20 protein-coding genes are annotated in these 20,575 nt (G+C 72.2%); 7 read left to right on the top strand and 13 right to left on the bottom strand.

Features of this window, described 5'->3' with window-relative positions:
- The first annotated feature begins 11 nt into the window (after positions 1 to 11).
- The 4 genes from AB0H21_RS09880 (at position 12) to AB0H21_RS09865 (ending at position 3,206) form a co-directional block, all read left to right on the top strand.
- On the top strand, positions 12 to 692 hold the full coding sequence (locus tag AB0H21_RS09880) for a GntR family transcriptional regulator (protein ID WP_358514008.1): 681 nt from the start codon (positions 12 to 14) through the stop codon (positions 690 to 692).
- Positions 689 to 1,675: an ornithine cyclodeaminase family protein gene (locus AB0H21_RS09875; RefSeq protein ID WP_358514006.1), complete on the top strand. Its 987-nt coding sequence runs from the start codon at positions 689 to 691 to the stop codon at positions 1,673 to 1,675. Before AB0H21_RS09880 ends, AB0H21_RS09875 begins: the two co-directional genes overlap by 4 nt.
- 163 nt (positions 1,676 to 1,838) lie before the next feature.
- Positions 1,839 to 2,606, top strand: coding sequence for an MBL fold metallo-hydrolase (locus AB0H21_RS09870; protein ID WP_358514005.1), 768 nt, complete (start codon positions 1,839 to 1,841; stop codon positions 2,604 to 2,606).
- A gap of 105 nt (positions 2,607 to 2,711) precedes the next feature.
- The gene (locus AB0H21_RS09865; RefSeq protein WP_358514003.1) at positions 2,712 to 3,206 is read left to right on the top strand and encodes a MarR family transcriptional regulator; all 495 of its coding nucleotides are present in this window, start codon (positions 2,712 to 2,714) and stop codon (positions 3,204 to 3,206) included.
- 249 nt (positions 3,207 to 3,455) lie between these two features.
- Here the strand turns inward: AB0H21_RS09865 and AB0H21_RS09860 are convergent, their stop codons facing one another.
- Both AB0H21_RS09860 and AB0H21_RS09855 read right to left on the bottom strand, forming a co-directional pair.
- The gene (locus AB0H21_RS09860) at positions 3,456 to 3,818 is read right to left on the bottom strand and encodes a nuclear transport factor 2 family protein (protein WP_358514001.1); all 363 of its coding nucleotides are present in this window, start codon (positions 3,816 to 3,818) and stop codon (positions 3,456 to 3,458) included.
- Positions 3,819 to 3,889: 71 nt separating this feature from the next.
- On the bottom strand, positions 3,890 to 4,729 hold the full coding sequence (locus AB0H21_RS09855) for a DUF1684 domain-containing protein (RefSeq protein WP_358513999.1): 840 nt from the start codon (positions 4,727 to 4,729) through the stop codon (positions 3,890 to 3,892).
- A gap of 354 nt (positions 4,730 to 5,083) precedes the next feature.
- Between AB0H21_RS09855 and AB0H21_RS09850 the strand changes: the two genes are divergently transcribed.
- Positions 5,084 to 5,836 (top strand): LppX_LprAFG lipoprotein, encoded by a 753-nt coding sequence (locus AB0H21_RS09850; RefSeq protein ID WP_358513997.1) that lies wholly within the window; start codon positions 5,084 to 5,086, stop codon positions 5,834 to 5,836.
- A gap of 6 nt (positions 5,837 to 5,842) precedes the next feature.
- Positions 5,843 to 7,441: an MFS transporter gene (locus AB0H21_RS09845; RefSeq protein ID WP_358513995.1), complete on the top strand. Its 1,599-nt coding sequence runs from the start codon at positions 5,843 to 5,845 to the stop codon at positions 7,439 to 7,441.
- Between the two features lie 39 nt (positions 7,442 to 7,480).
- Here the strand turns inward: AB0H21_RS09845 and der are convergent, their stop codons facing one another.
- From der to AB0H21_RS09790, 11 genes are all read right to left on the bottom strand, one after another.
- A complete protein-coding gene (gene der, locus AB0H21_RS09840; protein WP_358513993.1) occupies positions 7,481 to 8,905 on the bottom strand; it encodes a ribosome biogenesis GTPase Der in 1,425 nt (474 codons plus the stop codon).
- Positions 8,906 to 8,994: 89 nt separating this feature from the next.
- Entirely contained in the window at positions 8,995 to 9,630 is a 636-nt protein-coding gene (cmk, locus tag AB0H21_RS09835) for a (d)CMP kinase (protein WP_358514244.1), read from the bottom strand.
- 100 nt (positions 9,631 to 9,730) lie between these two features.
- On the bottom strand, positions 9,731 to 10,828 hold the full coding sequence (locus AB0H21_RS09830) for a prephenate dehydrogenase (RefSeq protein WP_358513991.1): 1,098 nt from the start codon (positions 10,826 to 10,828) through the stop codon (positions 9,731 to 9,733).
- Positions 10,825 to 11,184: a chorismate mutase gene (gene aroH, locus AB0H21_RS09825; protein WP_358513989.1), complete on the bottom strand. Its 360-nt coding sequence runs from the start codon at positions 11,182 to 11,184 to the stop codon at positions 10,825 to 10,827. The genes AB0H21_RS09830 and aroH overlap by 4 nt, the downstream gene beginning before the upstream one ends.
- 174 nt (positions 11,185 to 11,358) lie before the next feature.
- Positions 11,359 to 13,470, bottom strand: a complete 2,112-nt coding sequence (locus AB0H21_RS09820) for a pseudouridine synthase (RefSeq protein ID WP_358513987.1) — start codon at positions 13,468 to 13,470, stop codon at positions 11,359 to 11,361.
- Positions 13,467 to 14,090: an SMC-Scp complex subunit ScpB gene (gene scpB, locus AB0H21_RS09815; protein WP_358513985.1), complete on the bottom strand. Its 624-nt coding sequence runs from the start codon at positions 14,088 to 14,090 to the stop codon at positions 13,467 to 13,469. Before scpB ends, AB0H21_RS09820 begins: the two co-directional genes overlap by 4 nt.
- On the bottom strand, positions 14,080 to 14,982 hold the full coding sequence (locus AB0H21_RS09810) for a segregation/condensation protein A (RefSeq protein WP_358513983.1): 903 nt from the start codon (positions 14,980 to 14,982) through the stop codon (positions 14,080 to 14,082). The genes scpB and AB0H21_RS09810 overlap by 11 nt, the downstream gene beginning before the upstream one ends.
- Before the next feature lie 128 nt (positions 14,983 to 15,110).
- Positions 15,111 to 16,040: an AAA family ATPase gene (locus tag AB0H21_RS09805; RefSeq protein ID WP_358513981.1), complete on the bottom strand. Its 930-nt coding sequence runs from the start codon at positions 16,038 to 16,040 to the stop codon at positions 15,111 to 15,113.
- A gap of 90 nt (positions 16,041 to 16,130) precedes the next feature.
- Complete coding sequence (locus tag AB0H21_RS09800; RefSeq protein ID WP_358513979.1) at positions 16,131 to 17,060, bottom strand: tyrosine recombinase; 930 nt, start codon at positions 17,058 to 17,060, stop codon at positions 16,131 to 16,133.
- Between the two features lie 41 nt (positions 17,061 to 17,101).
- Positions 17,102 to 17,743, bottom strand: coding sequence for an NUDIX hydrolase (locus AB0H21_RS09795; RefSeq protein ID WP_358514242.1), 642 nt, complete (start codon positions 17,741 to 17,743; stop codon positions 17,102 to 17,104).
- 79 nt (positions 17,744 to 17,822) lie between these two features.
- The gene (locus tag AB0H21_RS09790; protein ID WP_358513977.1) at positions 17,823 to 19,493 is read right to left on the bottom strand and encodes a CTP synthase; all 1,671 of its coding nucleotides are present in this window, start codon (positions 19,491 to 19,493) and stop codon (positions 17,823 to 17,825) included.
- 155 nt (positions 19,494 to 19,648) lie between these two features.
- Here AB0H21_RS09790 and AB0H21_RS09785 point away from each other — a divergent pair, with 155 nt between their 5' ends.
- Positions 19,649 to 20,326: an acyltransferase gene (locus AB0H21_RS09785; RefSeq protein WP_358513975.1), complete on the top strand. Its 678-nt coding sequence runs from the start codon at positions 19,649 to 19,651 to the stop codon at positions 20,324 to 20,326.
- The last annotated feature ends 249 nt before the right edge of the window (positions 20,327 to 20,575 follow it).

The raw sequence follows: 20,575 nt of genomic DNA, 5'->3' as shown, positions 1-20,575 counted from the left end.
GAAGGAGCCGCATGACCAGCTCTCCGTCACCCGAACTCACGGTGTCGCGCACGTCCCTGCGCGAGCAGTGCGGCCAGGCGATCCGGGCCCTCATCGTCTCGGGCGGACTGCGGCCTGGGGAAATCCACTCCATCGGTTCGCTCGCCGAGAAGCTCGGGGTGTCGATCACGCCGGTCCGGGAGGCCCTGCTCGACCTGGCCCGCGACGAACTGATCGAGATGCTGCGCAACCGCGGCTTCCGGGTGGTCGCCCTCAGCGACGAGGACCTGGACGAGCTGATGGACCTGCGGCTGATGCTGGAGGTGCCCGCCATCGAACGCATAGCGGCCGCGCGCCCCACCCCGGACCTGTCCGAACTGCGCCGCGTCGCGGACGAGATCACCCAGTACGCCGTCGACGGCGACATGGCCAACTTCGTCGCCCGCGACCGGGACCTCCACCTCGGGATCCTGGAGCGGTACGGAAACCGCCGTCTTGTCCAGCACGTCGGACTGCTCCGCGACCAGACCCGCCTGTACGGCCTCCAGAAGGTCGCCGGATCCCCGGAGTTCCTCCGCTCGGCCGCCGAGCACGGCGAACTGCTGGACCTGATCGAGGCGGGCCGGTCCCGCGAGGCCGCGGACCTCATGCGATGCCATCTGCACCATACCCGCGGACTGTGGTCCGGGCGGGTCGAGGAGGCCGGGCGGTGAGCGCGACGAGCGGGGCGGAAACCGGGCGGGCGATGCGGTACTGGTCGGCGCGGGAGGTCGAGGAGCATGTCACGCTGCGCGCCGCGACCGAGGCTGTCCGCGCGGCGTTCCTGAGCGGCGCGGCGGGGCACGAGCAGCCGCTGCGGCTGGCCCTGGGCAACGGCCGGATGCTGGTCATGGCGGCCCGGCGGCACTCCGACGGAAACGCGATCGTCAAGGTCGTGAAGGTCGCCACCGACGCGACGTCCGGCGGACGGACACCGATGATCGACGGGACGCTGCTGTGGGTCGGGGGCAGCGGGGAACCGGTCTGGGCGGCCGACGCCGACGTCCTGACCGTCCTGCGGACCGCGGCGATGGTCAGTCTCGCCACGGACGTCCTCGCGGTGCGGCACGCGCACCGGCTGACGGTGCTCGGCGCGGGGGAACAGGCCGCCGCACAGGTCGCGGCGGTGGCCCTGGTCCGCCCGGTGGACGAGGTCACCATCTGGAACCGGACCCGCCGCCGGGCCGATCTCCTCGCGGAACGCCTGACCGCGACGATGCCGCAGGCCCGCGTGAGCGTCGCGGACGACCCGGACGACGCCGTACGGGACGCGCAGGTCGTCTGCTGTGCGACGGGCGCCACCGAACCGCTGTTCTCCGCCTCCTCACTCGGGCCGGAGGCCCACCTGAACGCGGTGGGGTCGTACCGGGCGGCGATGCGGGAATTCCCCGCCGAACTCCTCGGCCGCGCCTCGTACGTGGCGGTGGACGACGCCTCCGCGTGCGCGGTCGAGTCGGGCGAGATCGTGGAGGCCGTCGAACGCGGCCTGCTCCACCCCGGACGGCTGCGGGACCTGGCCACCCTGCTCACCGCGCGACCCGTACGCCAGGGACAGACCGTGTTCAAGTCCGTCGGCACGGCGCTGGCCGACCTGGCCGTCGCCGAACTGCTCGCGTCCGGCACGGACTCGGCGCCGGGCCTTCCCGGGGAGGTGTAAGGGAGGAACGCGAAGGCGCCAGAGGGAATCCGCCATGTCGTCGTCATCGGCGCGGGCGTCATCTCGCCGGCCACCTCGCCCCGGACGCCCTGCGGCCCCCGGACCCCGGCCGGTGAACCCAGGCCGGTGGCGACACCGGTCACGTCATGAGAGGGACACGGACATGCCCCAACTCCCCATCACAACACGGTGGTTCGTCACCGAGCCGGCCGACGATCAGGTCATCCGGATCACCGAGCCCCATCTCCACGCACTGGTCGCGGCGAACCTGTGGTGGATCCGTGGCACCGCACGGGACGTGGTCATCGACACCGGCCTGGGTGTCGCGTCCCTGCGCCGCCATCTCCCCGACCTGTTCGCGCACGACCCCCTGGCGCTGATCACGCACACGCACCTCGATCACGTCGGCGGCGCCCACGAGTTCAGGGAGGTCGGGGTCCACGTCTCCGAGGCGGACGCCCTCCGCCACCCGGCGCCGGCGAGCCTGTACACGACGACCGAGCTGGACCTCCTCGGTATCGACGTCACGGGGTTCACGTTCCCCGAACTGCTGCTCGACGCCGTCCCCGTGGACGACTTCGAGCTCGCCGCGTACGGCGTCCGCCCGGTGCTCACACCACCCCGCCGCCTGCACGAAGGCGACCTCATCGACCTCGGCGACCGCACCCTGCGCGCCCTGCACGCCCCCGGCCACTCCCCGGGCAGCATGATCCTGCTGGACGAGACCGCCCGCGTTCTGTACGCGGGGGACGTGATCTACGAGGGCGGCCTGTTGGACGAGATGCACGGCGCCGACATCCCGGCGTACGTTGCGACGATGCGCCGCCTCCTCGACCTCGAGGTCGAGGAGGTCCGCGCGGGTCACGGCGACCCGTTCGGCGGCGCCCGTATGCGGGAGATCGCCACGGACTACATCCGCTACCGGGCGTAAGACCACGCGCAGGAAACTATGTTTCATTGGTCGGACTCCCCGGAGCACCGCATTTCACCACCGCTCGTGGTGGCGCGGAGTCCGAGGAGAGATAGATTCACCTCCATGAGCACGGCGGAATCCGATGAACTCGACCCCCACTGGCTGAGCAGCGGGGAGCAGCGTGCCTGGCGTGCCCACCTGTCCGCGCACAAGCTCCTCGAGCACCGGCTCGACCGCGAGCTCCAGGAGTTCGGGCTGTCGATCAACGACTACGAGATCCTGGTCAACCTCTCCGAGAGCCCTGGCCATCGTATGCGCATGAGCGATCTGGCCGAGGCGACGATCCAGTCCCGCAGCCGCCTGTCCCACCAGATCGCGCGCATGGAGGCGTCGCTGCTGGTGAGCAGGGAGAGCTGCGCGGACGACCGGCGCGGCACGTTCGCGGTGCTGACCCAGCACGGATGGGACACGATCCAGCGCGTGGCGCCCAGGCACGTGGCCAACGTCCGCTACCACTTCATCGATCGCCTCGCCCCCGAGCTGATCGAAGCCCTGGAAGCAGCCTACGCCCCGGTCGTCGAGCACCTGCTGAAGCTGCGCGGCGAGGAACGCGCCTAGGAGAGCCGCGCAGGTCGTCCGCCGTTCCGAGGGCCTGCCGGCCGGTCGGCGCCACGACGATCAGACTCGACGCCGATGAGAAGGCCGCCGCGGTTCGTGACCGGCCCAGAAGCACCAAGGGTATCGCGAGCATACGGCCGGGTCAGTCGCGATGTCCGCGAAACAACGGGCAAGCGCTGTGTCGCACCAGCTGAACGGTTCGGTGCGACACAGCGCGAATGTGACGCCTTCGAGGCGTGCTCCGCCGGCTCAGCCGTTGCTGGGCAAGCAGGCGTACTCCTCGATACGGGTGATGAGGCCGTCTTCGAAGCGGAAGTACACGGCGGCGTCAACCCGGAAGGCCCCTCCATCCTTCATGACCACGTTCACGACGTGCTGCTGGAGGACTTCGCCGGGCTGGGAGAACTGCCGGGTGATGTCGTAGCGCATCGACTCGATGGGGTCGATTTGGGCCTCCATGCCCGCGACGTTCTCCCGGATCGTCGCGTCGCCCTTGCCGTCGTTGTGCCAGACGGTGGCCTTCTCCGAGCACATCGCTTGCGCATCGGCCCATTCCCTGTTCTCCAGGTGGCGGAGATAGGCGATCGCCTTGTCCTTGAGATCCTGGCTCATGGTGTTGCTCCCTGTTTGTGCGTGGTGTGACTTATCAGGAACTGGTGGTCTTGTGGGGAACTGAAGGGCGCTCAGTTCTTGGCGTAGACGAGAGCGCGTTCTCCTGCCTCGACGCGCATGGGCAGGTGGTTGCCGGCAGGCGAGAGGGGGCAGTTGAAGACGGTCGGGACCAGGTGGTGGTAGGAGAGCGTCGCCTGGTTGAAGTCGACGGTCACGGTGCTGCCGGGCTCCAGGAGCGGCAGCGTCAGCCAGCGGCCGATTTCGGGTGTCTCGGTGCCGTTGGTCTCGTCGGTGAAGATCACGAGCCGCTGGCCCGGCCGCTCTTCGAGTACGGACAGCACGTACTCGGTGCCGTTGATGGTGACGACGAGGTCGACGGGCGCCAGGATGGCATCCATGCTGCGGGGAGCCGTCAGGCGTTCCACTTCGACGCGGCGGCCCTCCGGAGCCGCTCGATATACGCCTTCGAAGACCCAGGCCGGGTCGTAGGGGTACGTGTCGATCCCGCTGAGGCCCGACCGGGCGAGGGCCTCGTGGTCCATGACGATCACGCCGTAGGTTCCGTCCGCACCTCCCGCAAAGCCCACGCGCCCCCCAGAGAACTCAAGAGAGCTGCCGGAAGGCACTTCGGCCGTTCCGTTCACCGCCTCGCCGTTGATCGTCACGCCGTCGTCGGCCGCGACCGACAGTGTCAAAACGCCCGCCTCGGTGACGCTCCACTCTCCGGGAACGCCCGGAATGACGCGGGCGTCCCGGCCGGCCACCTTGCCGTTGGCTACGACCTTCACCTTGCCGAACTGGCCGGCGATCTCTTCCCACCTGCCCTCGCGCCACGCCTCGTAGTCGGCGGGCACGCTGTCTGCGGCGTTGTTCGCCGACTGGTCGTGCGAGGGAACGTGATCTGCATCCATGAGGTGTCATTCCTTTCGTTTCTGCCGAGGGCCGCACGCCTTTGCCCGAAGCGGTATGCGGCGCGGCGCCGTGGTGATCCCCCATGCCGAGAGTCACGTGACGCGGCGGGGCTTTGCACGCCGGACTTGTGCGCCTGAGATGAACTTACGACCACCATGCGCCATAAGCACAGCGGCTTGCCTATATGGCAAAGAGATGGGGCTTGGGACTGCCGGTCGGGCAATCACGACACGGCAGGACGGCCGCACAAGGTCCGCGGTGAGCTTCCTGCGGCCCGGCCCGGGAGCGATTATCCCGAACCGATACCCGGGAACGGCGCTGACGTCCCGGCGAGGGTGGCTAGCATCCGGGCTGTGTCGATACGGTCGCTCTTCTCGAGTCCCCGCCCTGCTCCCGTCCCGCGCGGACGGCTCGCGCCGCGCCGCCGCGCCCGGGGGTGGACGTTCGCCCCGCTGCTCGTGGCGCTGTCCCTGGCCACCGCGTGCTCCTCATCGCCGGGCGGCGGCGCGCTGCCCGGCGGGCCCGAGCTGATGAAGAAGTCGGCCGAGACGATGCGGTCGGTCAGGACCGTGGCCTTCACCATCGCGACCGAGGGCAGGCCTCCCGTGCCTGTGCGGCACGCCGAAGGCTCCCTGACCAGGGAGGGCGACGCCCAGGGCACCGTCCAGGTCGAGGTGCTCGGCGCCCTGCAGGAGCTGGCCTTCGTGCTGACGGGAGACACGGTCTACTTCAAGGGCCCCACCGGCGGGTACCAGACCATGACCCGCGAGCAGCTCTCGGCGATCTACGACCCGTCGGCGATCCTGGACCCGGCCAAGGGCGTGCCGGGGCTGCTGGCGGGCGCGACCGGCGCGAAGACCGAGGCCGAGGAGAAGATCGGCGGCGCGGACGCCTACCGCGTCGCGGTCCACCTGCCCAAGCAGATGGTGACCACGCTGGTCCCGGGCGTGAACCAGGAGGTGGACGGGCAGGTGTGGGTCGACAAGGCCACGAGCCGCCTGGTGAAGGCCAGCCTCCCCCTCGGCGGCGGGGCGAACGCGGGCACCGTCCTGGTCACGCTGGACGACTACGACGTGCCGGTCACGATCACCGCCCCGGCGAAGTAGCCACTGATGACCGGTTCCTCCTACCCCGCCCTCGGCCCCGGCGAGACCCCCCGCACGTCCCCGGACGACACCGCGCCGAGGCCACCGGACGACGCCCCGCGCACGCCGGCCTCCTCCGCGCGCCGCCGGGTCGCGCTCGGCGTCGGGGGAACCGCCGTGCTGCTGGCCGCCCTGGACGCCTACGTCGTGGTGACCGTCCTGGTCGACATCGCCACCGACGCCGGGGTGCCGCTGAACCGGCTGGAGCGCGCCACCCCGATCGTCACCGGCTTCCTGCTCGGCTACGTCGCCGCCATGCCCCTGCTCGGCCGGCTCTCCGACCGGTACGGGCGCAGGCCGCTCGTCCACGCGTGCCTGGCGGGCTTCGCGGCCGGGTCCGCGCTGACCGCCCTCGCCGGGTCGATCCCGCTGCTGACGGCGGGCCGCGCGCTCCAGGGCGTCGCCGGGGGCGCTCTGCTGCCCATCACGATGGCCCTGGTCGGCGACCTGTGGGACGAGCGCGGCCGCCCGATCGCGCTCGGGGCCGTCGGCGCGGCGCAGGAGCTCGGCAGCGTCCTCGGCCCGCTGTACGGCGCCGGGGTCGCGGCGCTGGCAGGGTGGCGCGGCATCTTCTGGATCAACATCCCGCTGGCCGCGCTCGCCGCGGTGGCCGTCCAGCGGACGGTGCCGCCGCCCGCACCGCGCGGCGGCCCGCGCGTACGGATCGACGTCGTGGGCGGCCTGCTGCTCGCCCTGGCCCTCGGCCTGCTGGTGGCCGGTCTCTACAACCCCGAGCCGGACAAGGCCGTGCTGCCCGCGTGGGGGATCCCCGCCATCGGGGCGGGCCTGGTGGCGGCCGTGGCGTTCGTGCTGTGGGAGGCGCGCTCCCCCGTCCGGCTGCTGGACATGACGGGCGTGCGCCGGGGACCGTTCGCCGGCACGCTCGCGACGAGCTTCCTGGCCGGCGCGGCGCTTCTGGTGACGCTCGTGAACGTGCAGCTCACCGCGCAGACCCTGCTCGGCCGGGACGCGGTGGGCGGGGCGCTGGTGCTGTCGAGGTTCCTGGTCGCCCTCGCCGTCACGGCGTTCGCGGGCGGCCTGCTGGTGCGCCGGTTCGGCGAGCGGACCGTCGCCGTGGCGGGCATGGCCGTGGCCGCCGCCGGGTACGCGCTGATCTCGCGATGGCCGGTCGCGCTCGCCGGCGCCCACTACCCGCTCGGGCTCGCCCGGGTGGACGTGGACCTGGTCGTCGCGGGCCTCGGGCTCGGGCTGGTGATCGCGCCGGTCTCCTCGGCCGTCCTGCGGGTCACCCCGGCGGACCGGCACGGGCTGGCCTCGGCCTCGGTGGTCGTCGCCCGCATGATGGGCATGCTGCTCGGCGTCGCCGCCCTGTCGGCGTGGGGATTCCACCGCTTCCAGTCGCTGACGGCCCGCCTGGACACGCCGCTGCCGTTCGGGGTGGAGCCCGCCGAGTACGCCCGCCGCCTGGCCGAGTACACCGGCAAGGTGACCGCCGCCCTGCACCAGGAGTACACCGAGATCTTCCTGCTGACGGCGATCGTCTGCGCCGCGGGCGCCCTGGCGGCCCTGACCCTGCCCGGACGTGCCCCCGCGGACCACGCCTGACCGCCGCCCCGGGCACGCGAGCCGGGGCGGCGGGGCGGGTCACTTCTTCTTGGGCGCGCCGCGCTTCTCGCGGATCTTCATGGTCAGCTCGACCGGGGAGCCGGCGAAGCCGAACTCCTCACGGATGCGGCGCTCCAGGAAGCGGCGGTAGGTCTCCTCCAGGAAGCCCGAGGTGAACAGCACGAACTTGGGCGGCTCGGTGGACGCCTGCGTCGCGAAGAGGATCTTCGGCTGCTTGCCGCTGCGCACCGGCGGAGGCGTCGCCTGGAGCAGCTCCGACAGGAAGGTGTTGAGCTGCGCGGTGGGTACGCGGGTCGTCCACGACTCCAGGGCGCGCTCGATCGCGGGCACCAGCCGGTCGATGTGCCGCCCGGTCTTGGCGGAGATGTTCACCCGCAGCGCCCACGGCACGCGGATGAGCTGGCGGTCGATCTCCTTCTCGAGGTAGTAGCGGCGGTCCTCGTCGACGAGGTCCCACTTGTTGAACGCCACCACCATGGCCCGGCCGGACTCGATCACCATGCTGATGATGCGTAGGTCCTGCTCGGTGAGGACGTCGGAGGCGTCGATCAGCACGACGGCGACCTCCGAGCGCTCCAGCGCGGCCTTGGTGCGCATGCCCGCGTAGAAGTCGGCGCCCTGGAGCTGGCGCTCCCGGCGGCGGATGCCCGCGGTGTCGACGAAGCGCCAGGTCTTGCCGCCCAGCTCGACGAGCTCGTCGACCGGGTCACGGGTGGTGCCCGCCATCGGGTCGACCAGCACGCGCTCCTCACCGGCGAGCTTGTTGAGCAGCGAGGACTTGCCGACGTTGGGCTTGCCGACCAGCGCCACCCGGCGCGGCCCGCGCTCGACGCCGAACCGCTGCGGCGGCGCCTCGGGCATGACGTCGAGCATGACGTCCAGCAGGTCGCCGCTGGAGCGGCCGTGCAGCGCCGAGACCGGCTGCGGCTCACCGAGGCCCAGCGACCACAGCGTGGACGCCTCCAGCTCCTGCCGCTGGTCGTCCACCTTGTTCGCGGCCAGGATGATCGGCTTGCCCGACCGCCGCAGCACGCCCGCCACGGCCTCGTCGGAGTCGGTCACCCCGACCGTCGCGTCCACGACGAAGAGGATCACGTCGGCCAGCTCGACCGCGACCTGCGCCTGCTCGGCGATGCGCAGCGCCATGCCGGTCGCGTCCGGATCCCACCCGCCGGTGTCGACCAGCGTGAACCGGCGGCCCCGCCAGAGGCCCTCGTAGGTCACGCGGTCACGGGTGACGCCGGGGACATCCTCGACCACCGCCTCGCGGCGGCCGATGATGCGGTTGACCAGCGTGGACTTGCCCACGTTGGGGCGGCCCACCACGGCGACCACCGGTAGCGGGCCGGAATCCGGCTCGGCCTCCGGGGACACTCCGTCTTCCTCGAATTCGGCGAGGTGCGCTTCGATCCAGCCGCCCTCGTCGCCGTACTCCCCCGTCACGTCACGTCCGTTTCCTATCGATGCGCAACCCTCTCGGCGGCCCGGCGCGGGACGGCGGCACTCGCCGGGGCCCGCGTGGCGTCACCGCGTCAGGTGCGCTCCTTCACAAGTCTCAGAACCTCGGAGATGACCTCTTCCAGGTTCAGCTCCGTGGTGTCCAGTTCGATCGCGTCGGCCGCCATCACGAGCGGGTCGGCCTTACGGGTGGAGTCCAGGGTGTCGCGGCGGGCCATGGCCACACGCTGCGCCTCCAGCGTGGTGCCGGTGAGCTCGGCCGTACGGCGGCGCGCGCGGGCCTCGGGGCTCGCGGTCAGGTAGACCTTGACCGGCGCTCCGGGGGCCACGACCGAGCCGATGTCACGGCCCTCCACGACGATGTCGCCGTCACCGATGATCGCCCGCTGCTCGGCGACGAGCCGGGCGCGGACCTCGGGCACGGCGCTCACGGCGGAGACGGCGGAGGTGACCTCCTGGGTGCGGATCTCGGCGGACACGTCGCGCCCGTCCACCGTGATGCCCGGGGCCTCGGGGTCGGCGGCGACGGCCAGCTTGGGGGCGCCCGCCTGGGCGGCCACGGCCGCAGGGTCGCCGACGTCGACGCCGTGCTCCAGCATCCACCAGGTGATCGCGCGGTACATCGCCCCGGTGTCGAGATAGCGAAGCCCCAGCGCCCGCGCGACCCCGCGCGACGCGCTCGACTTGCCCGACCCCGAAGGACCGTCCATGGCGACGACCAGTGCGGTCACGGCATCTCCCTCCGCACTCGCGATTGAGTTGTCCGCAAAGAGGGTACCGGGAATCCTCCCCGACCCTGGCATCAACGGCTCAGGGCACGTGCCAGCCGTGCGCGCGCAGGGCGTCGGCGAGAACCCCGGCCGCTTCGGGCTGCACGGACAGCTCGGCGGCTCCGAGCGGCAGCCCGGGAGCGTGCTCCAGGCGGACGTCCTCGATGTTGACCCCGACGTCCTTGGCCGCCTGGAACAGGCGGGCGAGCTCGCCGGGACGGTCTCCGACCAACACCTGGACCACCGCGTACGACCGCGGCGGACCGCCGTGCTTGCCCGGGATCCTGCTCTGGCCGGCGTTGCCCCGCTCCAGCAGTTCGGTGACCCGGCCGATCGCCGCGTGACCGTCCCGCGCCGACACGGCGCGCAGGGCCGCCGCCGCCGCGTTCAGGTCGGCCGCCACGGCCTCCAGCACCTCGGCCACCGGGCGGGCGTTGCCCGACAGGATGACCGTCCACAGCCGGGGATCGCCCCCGGCCACGCGGGTCACGTCGCGCACCCCGGGCCCGGCGAGGCCGAGCGCCGTCTCCGACGCCTCGGCCAGGCGCGCCGCCACCGCCGAGGCGGCGACGTGCGGGGCATGGGACACCAGGGCGACCGCCTCGTCGTGCGCGGCCGGGTCGACCTGGACGGGGTTGGCCCCGCACAGCTCGATCAGCGCCAGCACGGCCGCGACCGCGTCGCCCGACGCCTCGGGCCCCGGGCAGTACGCCCACGGGCGGCCGAGGAAGATGTCGGCCCGCGCCGCGGCCGGGCCCGAGCGCTCGCGGCCCGCCAGCGGGTGGCCGGCCACGAATGTGGTCATGTCGCAGCCGAGCTGGGCGGCCTGCGCGATCGGCAGGGCCTTGACGCTGGCCACATCGGTGTAGAAGCGGGCGGCGCCGGTCTTCTGCAGGTCCAGCAGCCACTCGGCCACGAACTGCGGCGGTACCGCGATCACCGCGAGGTCGGCCGGATGCCCGCCAGGAACCCATTCGGCCCCCGCGCCGAGCTCGCTCGCCACCCGGACGGCCCCCGGGTTCTGGTCGGCGAGCAGGACGGTCACGCCGTGCTCCCTCAGCGCGAGGGCGACGGACGTGCCGATGAGGCCCGTGCCGACGATCAGCACGGTCTCGACGGGCCTGGTCTCGTTGTTCACTGGGCGATGTCCACCCTCAACGCCATCGCGCCCTTCAGGTAGACGTGCTGGATCTCCTGGCGCGGCTTGTCGGTCTCCACGTGGGCCATGAGGCGCACCACGCGGGGCAGCGCCCCCGGCACGTCGATCTCGCTGGCGCAGATCAGCGGGACGTCGTGGAAGCCAAGCTTGCGGGCGGCGAGCGCGGGGAACTCGGAGGTGAGGTCGGGCGTCGAGGTGAAGATCACGCTGATCACGTCGTCGGTCGTCAGCCGGTTGCGCTCCATGACCTCGGTGACCAGCTCGGTCACTCCGGCCAGCACCGCCTCCCGGGTGTCGGCGTCGATCTGGACGGCGCCCCGGATCGCACGCACCATGTCATTCCCCTTCGTGAATCACCGCCCGGCGGCCCAGGCGAGCCCCGGCCCGGCCCTCGGCACAGGACACACCCTTCGGCAATGCCATGGTGTGTGTCCAGATGTGCCCGAGCCTGGCCGGGCACGCCGGGTGTGCCCCGGCGTGTCCGGACCGGCTTCATCTTTCCGATCAGGTTACAGTCCCACGACCGCGTAAAGGTCGCCGACCTCCTTGAGCGTGAGTGCGCGCATCGTGCCCGCCTTGAGCCTCCCGAGCTTGACCGGCCCGAACTCGATGCGGGCCAGGTCGATCACCGGGTGCCCCTCTGCCTCCAGCATGCGGCGCACGACGTGCTTGCGGCCCTCGTGCAGGACGACCTCCACCAGCGCCTGCTGCCCGTGCTCCTGGACGATCTTGAACTCGTCCGCCTTGACGAGGCCGTCCTCCAGCTCGACGCCGTTCTTCAGCCGCCGGCCGAGATCGCGCGGGATCGGGCCCGGAACCTTCGCCCAGTACTTCTTCTGCACCCCGAAGCTCGGGTGCGTCAGCCGGTGGGCCAGCTCGCCGTCGTTGGTGAGGATGATCAGGCCCTCGGTCTCGGTGTCCAGCCGGCCGACGTGGAAGAGCCGCTCGGTGCGGTCGGCCACGTAGTCGGCCAGGGACGGGCGACCCTCGGGGTCGGACATCGTGCTGATGACGCCGATGGGCTTGTTGATCGCGAAGTAGACCTGGTCGGGGGCGGTGGGGATGCGCTTGCCGTCGACGTGGATGACCTGCTTGGCGGGGTCCACCCGGGCGCCGAAGCGGCGCACGACCTGGCCGTCCACGGTGACGCGGCCCTCGCCGATCATCTCCTCGCAGGTGCGCCGGGCCGCGACGCCGGCGGCGGCGAGGACCTTCTGCAGCCGCACGCCGTCCGGCACCTCGGTGGTGTCGCGCTCGTCTGTGTAGTCGGCGGGGAAGAAGGCGGGGTCGCGCAGCGGCTGGCGCGCGTTCTTGAACGCGCCACCGCGCCCGGCCCGGGGCGCCTGGGGACGCCCGCCGCGGCCCTCGCCACCCGCGCCGCCCGCGCCGGGGCGCCGCGCTCCGGCCCCCGTCCGGCCCGAACCCGCGCGCCCGGCCGCCGCGGCTCCACGACCCTGCTCGGAGCGGCCGTACCGCCCGCGTGAGCCGCCGGGGGCGCCTCCGATGGTCTGCACCTCGTCACGCCGGTCGCCGCGCTCGTAGCGCCCGCCGGATCCGCCACGGGACGCGTCCTCGTAACGCGACTCTGAGCGGGACTCGGAGCGGGACTCGAAACGGTCGCGGACGGGCCTGTCGCGGACGGTCTCGTCGCGGCCGTACCGCTCGCGCGAGCCGCCCCGGTCTGCCCGGAAGGGTGGGCGCTCGTCGTCCCGACCGCGGAACGCCGGGCGCCCACCGTAGGACGACTCCCGCGCCCCGCCGAACCTCCGCCCATCACCGCGGTCGCCGCCGTACCCGCCACGGCTCTCACCGCGGTCGCCGCCGTAGCCGCCGCGTCCCTCGCGGGACGCGCCCTCGCTACCACCGGGGAACCCGCCACGGCGGTCGCCGGACGTGCCCTCGCGACCACCGCGGTACCCGCCGGAGGAACCCTCGCGGTCCGCGCGGAACCCCCCCGAGGAACCCTCGCGGCCACCGCGGAATCCGCCCGAGGAACCCTCGCGGTCCGCGCGGAACCCGCCCCTGCGGTCGTCGCCGTAAGAGCCCGGACGACGGTCGTCGCCGGACGAGCCACCCCGGCCTGCGCGGATGGAGGGGCCACGCCCCTCGTCCGGCCTGCCGTACCGGCTGCGGGACGCGCCCGGGGAACCTCCCCGTGCCCCGCCGTAGGAGGATGAGCCACCACGGGACCCGCCGAACCCGGACGACCCGCCACGCGAGCCGCCGGAGGGCGACCCGCCCCGCGAGCCTCCGTATCCCGAAGAACCGCCACGGGGCCCGCCGAACCCGGACGACCCGCTGCGCGGACCGCCCTCGAAGGACCGGGAGTCGTCGCGCGAGCGGAAGTCACGGTCATCGTCACGGGAGGACCCGGCCGCGCCGCGTCCCCCTCTGGCCGCACCCCGGTCGCCGGTGCCGCGCCGCTCGTCCGAGCGGAAGGCGTCGCGACGGTCGCCCGCGCCACGGAACCCGCCCCGGGCGCCTCCCCGGGAAGATCCTCCGCGGAAGCCACCGGAGCCACCGGAGCCACCGCGCGGCCCGGCACCTCCCCGGGCCCCGGGGGCGTCGCCGCGTCCTCGACCGCGTCCATCACCGGACGGGGTACCACGCCTGTTGTTCACTTCTGTTGCTCCTCTAAGGTTTCCACGTCGTCGGGGAGAAACGGGGCGATCGCGGGGAGCTCGTCGAGACTCCGCAAGCCCAGCCTCTCCAGGAAGTACGAGCTCGTGCGGTACAGCACCGCCTGGCTCTCGGGATCGGTGCCGGCCTCTTCCACGAGGCCGCGCGCCACGAGCGTGCGCATGACACCGTCGCTGTTGACGCCTCGGATGGCGGCGACGCGGGCGCGGTTCACCGGCTGGCGGTAGGCCACGACCGCGAGGGTCTCCAGGGCGGCCTGCGTCAGCCGCGTCTGCTGGCCGTCGCGGACGAACCGCTCCACGTGGGCGGCGTAGTCGGCCCGCGTGTAGAAACGCCAGCCTCCGGCCACCTCTCGAAGATCGAAACCCCGGCCGTCCCGGGTGTATTCCGCCGACAGCTCCCGCAGGGCCTCGGCGACCTCGCGCGAGGGGCGTTCCAGCACCTGCGCGAGCGTCACCTCGGCGACCGGCTCGTCCACGACGAGCAGGATCGCCTCCAGGGCCGCGCGCAGGCCCGGCCCCGGCTCCGCGGCGTGCGCGGCGTCCTGACCGTCCTGGTCGTCCTGGTCGTCCCGGACGCGCTCGGCGTCCTCAGGATTCATCGGCTGCATCTTCGCTCTCCCGGCCGGCGCGCTCGCCGCCCGCCTCGCCCTCATGGCCTTCCGGGCCCTCCGCGCGCGGAGCGCCCTCGTCGTAGTCGTCGGCCACCGCGATGTCCCCGTCGTCGGCGCCCGTCCAGATCACGTGCAGATCTCCGAGCGGTTCTATCTGCTCGAAGGAGACCGCGGCCTCCCGGAACAGCTCCAGGATGGCGAGGAAGCGCGCGATGACCTCGAACGTGCCCGCGCAATCGGCGGTCAGAGCCCGGAACGTCGCCCTGCGCACGCGCCGGAGCCGTGCGACCAGGATAGCCGCTTGCTCGCGGACGTTGGCGACCGGTTGATAGATGTGCGCGGTCGACACCGAGGGCGGCAGCTTGGGCGTGAAGGCCCTCATCGCGATCTTGGCGAGCCGCTCCGGCCCGACGCCGAGCACGAGCTCGGGCAGCAGGCCGGCGAACCGGGCCTCCATCGGCACCACCCGGGGGAAGCGCAGGGCCTCCTCGGCCATGCGGCCGGAGAAGACCTTGGCGACCTCCTTGTACGCGCGGTACTGCAGCAGGCGGGCGAACAGCAGGTCGCGGGCCTCCAGCAGCGCCAGGTCCTCCTCGTCCTCGACCTCGCCGGTGGGCAGGAGCCTCGCGGCCTTCAGGTCGAGCAGGGTGGCGGCCACCAGCAGGAAGTGGCTCGCCTGGTCGAGATCCCATTCGCGGCCGCGCGAGCGGATGTGGGCGATGAACTCGTCGGTCACCTGGTGCAGGGACACCTCGGTGATGTCCAGCTTGTGCTTGGCGATCAGCCCGAGCAGCAGGTCGAACGGCCCCTCGAAGACCTCCAGGTGCACCTGGAAGGCGTCGGGCCTGGCTGCCTGGCCGGTCGCGGGCTGTTCGGTCACCGTTCCATTGTCCCGCACACGGGCCGCCGCGCACGTCACGCGAGCGGACGGTCACGCATGTCGCGGGATCCCGCGGGCCGCCGGCACGCGAGGCGGACGCGCCCGGCGCCCCGCCGGCCGTGCGCGGCTCAGGCGTCCTGGGACCAGCGGGAGAGGACCTCGCGGGCCAGCTCGCGGTAGGCGGTCGCGCCCATCGACGCGGGGTCGAACTGGGTGATCGGCTCGCCGGCGAGCGTGGCGTCCGGGAAGCGGACGGTCCGGTTGATCACGGTGTGGAAGACCTTGTCCCCGAAACCTTGCATAATCGTCTGCAGCACCTCACGCGCGTGCAGCGTGCGCGGGTCGTACATCGTGGCCAGGATGCCGTCGATCTCCAGGTCCTTGTTGAGGCGCTCCTGGACCTTGGTGATCGACTCCATCAGCAGGGCGACGCCGCGCAGCGCGAAGAACTCGCACTCCAGCGGCACCATCACGCTGTGGGCGCAGGTCAGCGCGTTCACCGCGAGCAGGCCGAGCGACGGCTGGCAGTCGATGAGGCAGATGTCGTAGTGCGGGAGCAGCGGCTCCAGGGCCCGGCCCAGCGCGTACTCGCGGGCGACCTCGTTGACGAGCCGGATCTCGGCGCCGGACAGGAAGATGTTGCTCGGCAGGAGATCCATGCCCTCGACGCTGGTCGCCAGGAGGACGTCCTCGGCGGTGACGTCGGGCTCCTCCATGATCAGGTCGTAGACCGTGGCCTCCAGCGGGCGCGGGTCGATGCCCAGCCCGACCGACAGGGCGCCCTGGGGGTCGAAGTCGACGAGCAGCACGCGCTGGCCGCACTCGGCGAGCGAGGCGCCGAGGTTGATCGTCGTGGTGGTCTTGCCGACCCCGCCCTTCTGGTTGACCATCGCCACGACCCGCGCGGGACCGTGCGTGGCCGACGGGACCGGCTCCGGGAAGACGGGACGCGGACGCCCGGTGGGACCGAGGAGCCCCTCGTTCCTGGTGTCGCCCCAGGAGCCGTCGGGGACGGCAGGGGCGGCGATCCCCCGGATTGAAGCGTCTGTGGTCGTCACCAGTTGAACCTCCCTGACGGCCCCGAACCGGACCGTCCGGACGGACACTATGGGGTCGGCACGTATGCGGCAAGGCGACGCGCCCTAGAGCTATGAAGTTGGCTGCCGAGCCCCCGGACGGGCCGCCGCGTACGCCTCTCGGAGCCTGTCGACCCCGACCAGGGTGTAGACCTGGGTGGTCGTCACCGAGGCGTGGCCGAGCAGTTCCTGGACAACCCTAACGTCCGCTCCTCCGTCAAGGAGGTGAGTTGCGAACGAATGACGCAACATATGCGGGGACACGCCGTCGAGTCCGGCGCGCTCCGCCGCCGACCGCAGGACCTCCCAGGCCCCCTGGCGGGTGAGGCGACCGCCCCGGGCGTTCAGGAACAGTGCCGGGGTGTCGCGCCCGCGCGGGCAGAGCAGCGGGCGGCCCCGGTGCAGGTAGGCGCGCAGGGCCTCCCCCGCGAACCTGCCGAGCGGGACGACCCGCGCCCGGCCGCCCTTGCCGCGCAGCCACACCTGGCCGCCCTCGACCCCGCCCCCGACCCCGGCCTCGACATCGTCCACCGCCAGCCCGACGGCCTCGGAGATCCGCGCGCCCGTGCCGTACAACACCTCCAGCAGGGCGCGGTTGCGGTGGGCCAGCGGCCCGTCGTCCGGCCCGGCGGCCGCGATCAGCCGCTCGACCTCGGCCACGCCGATCGCCTTCGGCAGGTGGCGCAGCCTGCTCGGCGGATGCACGCCCCGCGCGGGGTCGTGGGCCGCGAACCCCTCGCGGACGGCGAAGCGGTGCAGGCCGCGCACCGCCGAGACGGCCCTGGCGGCCGAGCCGGCCCCGAGGGCGGAGTGGTCGCCGTCGCCCTCCCGCAGCGCGGTCAGGAAGGCCAGCACGTCCGCCTCGTCCACCTCGGAGACGGACGCGCGGGCGCGCGACCGCAGGTGGTCCCGGTAGCGCCGCAGGTCACGCCGATAGGAGGCCAGCGTGTTGACCGCCAGCCCCCGCTCGGCCGCGAGGTGGGCGAGGTAACCGGCGATCACGGCCTCGGGGTCGGCGTGGGGGCGCAGGACGGAACCTCCTGTCAGGCCTCCTCGGCGTCGGCGGGACGCAAGGAGGCGAAGCCGTCCGGCAAAGCGGCGTACGCGGCGAGAATACCCGCGACGGCCGGTGCGTTGTGGATCATTCCGGTCAGTGCCCGGTGGACCGCGTCCGCCAGCGGCACCCAGACGACCGGCATGTCGACCTCCTCGTGCATGCGGACGAACCCGTTCTCCTCCTCGGGGATCTCCTCCAGGTCACGGGCGAGGAAGACGCGGATGCGCTCGTCGCTGCAGCCGGGCGAGGTGTAGATGTCGATCAGGGTGTGCCAGTTCTTGGCGCGGTAGCCGGCCTCCTCGGCCAGCTCCCGGGCGGCGCAGTCGACCAGCGGCTCGCCCTGGACGTCGCGGATGCCCGCCGGCAGCTCCCACAGCAGCCGCCGGGCGGGGTGGCGGTACTGCCGCAGCAGCAGCACCCGGTCCTGCTCGTCCAGGGCGACCACGGCCACCGAGCCGGGGTGCACGATGTAGTCGCGGTCGGCGATCTGGTCTCCGGGCATGCGCACCCGGTCGGTGCGCACGGTGATCACCCGTGCCCTGAAGTGCTCCGTGCCCTCGACGACCTCCCACGACGCCGGGACGTCCCGCACGTCCTCGGCGGTGGGTCGCGAGGTCTCGCCGTCCACTGCGCTCACGCTGCCATCCCCCATGATCGAGTTCCGCCGTCGATGGTGCCCCGGTTTCCCGCCGGGGCGTGGCCGCCGCTCACGCCGTACGGCCGACCTTGGTGACCCTCTCGCGCACGTCGGCGTACGTCAAAGCCGCCTCGATCAGGCCGCGGAACAGCGGGTGCGGGCGGGTCGGGCGCGAGCGGAACTCCGGGTGCGCCTGGGTGCCCACGAAGAACGGGTGCGTCTCCGCGTCCAGCTCGGCGTACTCGACCAGGCGGCCGTCGGGCGACAGCCCCGAGAAGACCATCCCGACCCGCTCCAGCGGCTCCCGGTAGGCGTTGCCGACCTCGTAGCGGTGCCGGTGGCGCTCGTCGGCGACGGCCGTGCCGTACAGGCCGCGGACGATCGACCCCTCCGCCAGCCTGGCCGGGTACAGGCCGAGCCGCATGGTGCCGCCCATGTCGCGCTCACCGGCGACGACGTCCTGCTGGTCGGCCATCGTGGAGATCACCGGGTGCGGGGTCTCCGGGTCGAACTCGGCGCTGTTGGCGCCCTCGATGCCCGCGAGGTTGCGGGCCGCCTCGATGACCATGCACTGCATGCCCAGACACAGGCCGAGCAGCGGGATCAGCCGCTCGCGGGCGTGCCGGATCGCCCCGACCTTGCCCTCGATGCCGCGCACGCCGAACCCTCCGGGGATCAGCACCCCGTCCACGCCGTCCAGCTCGCGCGCGGCGCCCTCGGGGGTCTCGCAGTCGTCGCTCTGGACCCAGCGGATGTTGACCCGCGCGTCGCACGCGAACCCGCCCGCCCGCAGCGCCTCGGTCACCGACAGGTAGGCGTCCGGCAGGTCGATGTACTTGCCGACCAGCGCGACCGTGACCTCCTTGGCCGGGCGGTGGACCCGGCGCAGGAGCTGGTCCCACTCGTGCCAGTCGACGTCGCGGAAGGGCAGGCCGAGACGGCGGATGACATAGGCGTCCAGGCCCTCGGAGTGGAGCACCTTGGGGATGTCGTAGATGCTCGGCGCGTCCACGGCCGACACCACCGCGTCCTCGTCCACGTCGCACATCAGGCTGATCTTGCGCTTGAGCGAGGTGGTGATGGGACGGTCGGAGCGGCAGACGATCGCGTCGGGCTGGATGCCGATGCTGCGCAGCGCCGCGACGGAGTGCTGGGTGGGCTTGGTCTTCAGTTCGCCGCTCGGCCCGATGTACGGCAGGAGCGAGACGTGCAGGAAGAAGACGTTGTCGCGGCCGACCTCGTGGCGGACCTGGCGCACGGCCTCCAGGAACGGCAGCGACTCGATGTCGCCGACGGTGCCGCCGACCTCGGTGATCACCACGTCGACGTCAGGGCCGGCCATGCCGCGGATACGGTCCTTGATCTCGTTGGTGATGTGGGGGATCACCTGGACGGTGTCGCCGAGGTACTCGCCGCGGCGCTCCTTGGCGATGACGTTCGAGTACACCTGGCCGGTGGTGACGTTGGCCGAGCCGTGCAGCTCGGTGTCGAGGAATCGCTCGTAGTGGCCTACGTCGAGGTCGGTCTCGGCGCCGTCGTCTGTGACGAACACCTCACCGTGCTGGAACGGGTTCATCGTTCCGGGGTCGACGTTGAGGTAGGGATCCAGCTTCTGCATGGTGACCCGCAGGCCGCGAAGCTTCAGCAGACGCCCCAGACTCGAGGCAGTGAGCCCTTTGCCGAGACTGGAGGCGACGCCTCCCGTGACGAACAGATGCTTGGTGTTTGCGGCGCTGCGCAAGGAGGTTCTCCCGTGGGTCCGTTGTAGGCGTGGCCGTCCGACGGGCGACCGCGTGTCCACGGGCTCTCAGAATATCAAAGCGCGCTTGCGAAGTGCCCGAACATCACCCGGGCGTCCGTTCCCAGCATGCTAACCAAGCGGTAACTTTTCCGGTTATGTCACCCCGTGATGCTGTACGCCGGATCTTCGGCGGTCTCGTCCACCGCGCGTGGGCCGCCGTACGGGTCTCCGGCACGATCACCCCCAGCACCCCCGCCGGGTATCGGTTCCGCCGGCTCGGCGAGGGCGCGTGCATCTCCTTTCCCCCCGGGGCGATCTTCGGCGAGGCGTGGATCGAGATCGGCGACCACACGCTGATCGGCGAGCGCGTCTCCATCTCGGCGGGCATGGGTCCGGGCGTCGACCTCGGCCCGGACTCGATCGTCCGCATCGGCGGCGGCTGCTCGATCGGGCGGGGCAGCCACATCGTCGGCCACCACTCCATCGACATCGGCGACGACGTCTTCGCCGGCCCGTACGTCTACATCACCGACCAGAACCACGTCTACGACGACCCCGACACGCCCATCGGACGGCAGTGGCCACGCAACAAGCCGGTGGCCATCGGGGCCGGCTCATGGCTCGGCACCGGCGCCATCATCCTGCCCGGCACGCGCATCGGACGGCAGTCGGTGGTCGCGGCCGGCGCCGTCGTGAACAGCGAGTTCCCCGACCACTGCGTCATCGCGGGCGTCCCTGCCAAGATCGTCCGCCGCCACACCCCCGACATGGGCTGGCACCCCCCGCTGATAACCGACCCCGGCCCCCTCAGAGCCCTCCGCCCCGGCGCCTGACCCCACCCCGCCCGCACCCCCACTTCCCGAAGCAGCGACAGAACCTCCCGAGCCCTCACCTGCGCACCCGCACCTTAGAGCTCAACACTTCACCCGGCACCTCTCTGAAGTGCGGAAGGACCGGTCCACGTTTCGGAGGAGCCTGCCCCTATCAGCCCTCCCCGTTCCGGGCCCTTCTTCCCATGGACGACCGCCTTGCGGGCCTGCGCGGTTGATCGTGGGAACGTGGGGCATCCCGGTCGTCACGGT

Source organism: Sphaerisporangium sp. NPDC051011, from assembly GCF_040653595.1.
In the GTDB taxonomy this organism is placed as follows: Bacteria; Actinomycetota; Actinomycetes; order Streptosporangiales; family Streptosporangiaceae; genus Sphaerisporangium.
The sequence above is the reverse complement of the archived record's forward strand: the minus strand, read 5'-3'. Positions and strand labels throughout refer to the sequence as shown.